At 42.6% G+C, this 2,033-nt stretch carries 4 protein-coding genes; 2 read left to right on the forward strand and 2 right to left on the reverse strand.

Going from position 1 to position 2,033, the window contains the following annotated elements; translation table 11 throughout:
• Positions 1 to 316: transposase (locus Xinn_RS23640; protein ID WP_211285986.1), on the forward strand; the 316-nt coding region annotated here is incomplete at its 5' end.
• On the opposite strand, the gene Xinn_RS20550 is transcribed toward Xinn_RS23640, so the two are convergent.
• Entirely contained in the window at positions 285 to 920 is a 636-nt protein-coding gene (locus Xinn_RS20550) for a Thoeris anti-defense Tad2 family protein (RefSeq protein ID WP_099137797.1), read from the reverse strand. The two genes, Xinn_RS23640 and Xinn_RS20550, sit on opposite strands and share 32 nt — an antisense overlap.
• Positions 921 to 1,285: 365 nt before the next feature.
• On the opposite strand from Xinn_RS20550, the gene Xinn_RS20555 reads away from it, so the two are divergent.
• Positions 1,286 to 1,480, forward strand: coding sequence for a hypothetical protein (locus tag Xinn_RS20555; protein WP_086953080.1), 195 nt, complete (start codon positions 1,286 to 1,288; stop codon positions 1,478 to 1,480).
• Positions 1,481 to 1,569: 89 nt separating this feature from the next.
• Here the strand turns inward: Xinn_RS20555 and Xinn_RS20560 are convergent, their stop codons facing one another.
• Positions 1,570 to 1,878: a hypothetical protein gene (locus Xinn_RS20560; protein WP_099137798.1), complete on the reverse strand. Its 309-nt coding sequence runs from the start codon at positions 1,876 to 1,878 to the stop codon at positions 1,570 to 1,572.
• Positions 1,879 to 2,033: the final 155 nt, after the last annotated feature.

The raw sequence follows: 2,033 nt of genomic DNA on the forward strand, positions 1-2,033 counted from the left end.
ATTCATTGCCGAAGCCTGTGGTCTTAATGAGGGACTGGGAGTGAAAGGCCAGTGGGGAACGCTTCAATCCATGGAGACACGCATGCAGTTTCTATCAGACCCGACACATCGGATCCGATTCGTTTATACCCCCAAACACGCTTCCTGGTTAAATCAAATTGAATGTTGGTTCAGTCTGGTCTCCCGACATTTGCTCAGGCGGCTTTCCGTCAGCAGCAAAGCGATATTACGGACATGCATTTTAAAATATATCGAATATTACAACCGGGTATTAGCTAAACCTTTTAAGTGGCTTTACCGTGGGAATACAAAGTGATGTCATTAATAGCAGAATACACCACTAGCAACTTCCAATCACAAGCCATCAAGTCTTCTTGTTCTGGTGTCCAGGATTCAGATTTCTCTGACTCAAACATCTTCTCTATATGAGCAATTTTTTCTCCTCCGCTGGACACATCCGATTTCTGGACAAGATAGATATATTCATACGAGGAATTCCAGCTACTACGAGATACCTTACTCCCTAAATACACTTGGATCAGCGCCCATGGCAATGAACCCGTGATTGCAGCTAAGTTGTATTGAGTGGGGTTAAAAGGGCATTTGATATCAGGCTTGCTATCTGATTTTAGTAACACCCAATCGCACCCCATCATATCATCTGCAGTTGGCGTCCATATTGTAATCCCGTCTTTTTTATCGTATTTACTCAGAAGCGGAGGCAATCCTCCTGATGCTGGACGGAGGCTAATATACGCATCAGCCTCATTCCAAACGTGTCGATTCACCCTTCTTCCCAAATACACTTGAATCATTGCCCACGGGAAAGAACCAATAGGCGCAATTTCATTACTCTTATATTCATTGGGGTTCAATGGGCATGGAAGAGCCGTATTATCCAGCTTATTAACGTCAGACATAAACACCTCGCTTTATTATTCGTTAAAGGTTATTTCAGCCTACTGCTAACTAGCCCGTTAATATTACTGGGGTCAGGCTTTGATCTCTATTGAATAACCCGTGACAGAATGAATACGCACTAAAATAAGGTGGCGTATTATAAAGCCTCTCTGTTAGTCGAGTGCGCCATTCAGTGAGGTGTATATTTGAAGTTTGGTGCTGATGCATGCCATGCTGGTTATTACTCAATGATAGATTGGCTGATTTAGTTCAGCCGGACTGTCTCGCGCTACTGAAACTCTTATAGCTACAGGATGCAGTTGTTCGGCATAACCGAACATGTGATACTCATGCTATATTTTACCATTCAATATAAAGGATTTATATGCAACCGAACGATAAGAACCCACTCAAACAAAAGTCATTTAAATTCATTCTTGCCGGTGGGATATTACTTTTTATGGCTGGTATTAGATTTATTCAATATGATGATTTTTTACTGGGTACTGTCGAAAGCGTATTGGCTATTGGGCTTGTTCTCTTTGGGCTTAAATTGAAAAAAGACGAAGATAAAAAGTAGACTACCAGATTCCCTCGAATCCGGGGGAATTAAAATCCATCGAACTCATCACACCATTCGAATTCATCTTTCATGAGGGTGATCTGCCCCTAGCTCTGTTTCTCTCTCGCCGCCCAATGGCGATCGTGCTCTTCCGGTGTGGCTTTCTGGTCTTCAAACAGATCTGCAATTTTAAAGCCATCAGGCAGTAATGCCCACGCAATATAGAAGTATCGAGGTTCGAATTCCTCTCCCATCCACGGATAAATACCAGCATATTCTCCATCGTAAAATCGGACATAGCCAATATGCCAGCCGTCACAAGCGTTATAAACTAACACTTCTTTTCCGTTCATATCAGGCATGGGTTGCTCAGAGGCGGGACGAAAAATTAAGGATTCTGTAACGGGTGTAGACATGCATTCCCCCAGAAAGCAAAAAACCCCGCTTTTGGCGAGGTCTGAAGTTAATAAGCTGTATTGACTCAAACTTGATCGGACAGTTACCTATTTTTGGGGTGTCACTGTGAGTTTAGATTTGAGCTAAATTCTTTTCAGCCCAAGCTCGTTTTCCA

This window comes from Xenorhabdus innexi (assembly GCF_002632485.1).
GTDB lineage: Bacteria > Pseudomonadota > Gammaproteobacteria > Enterobacterales > Enterobacteriaceae > Xenorhabdus > Xenorhabdus innexi.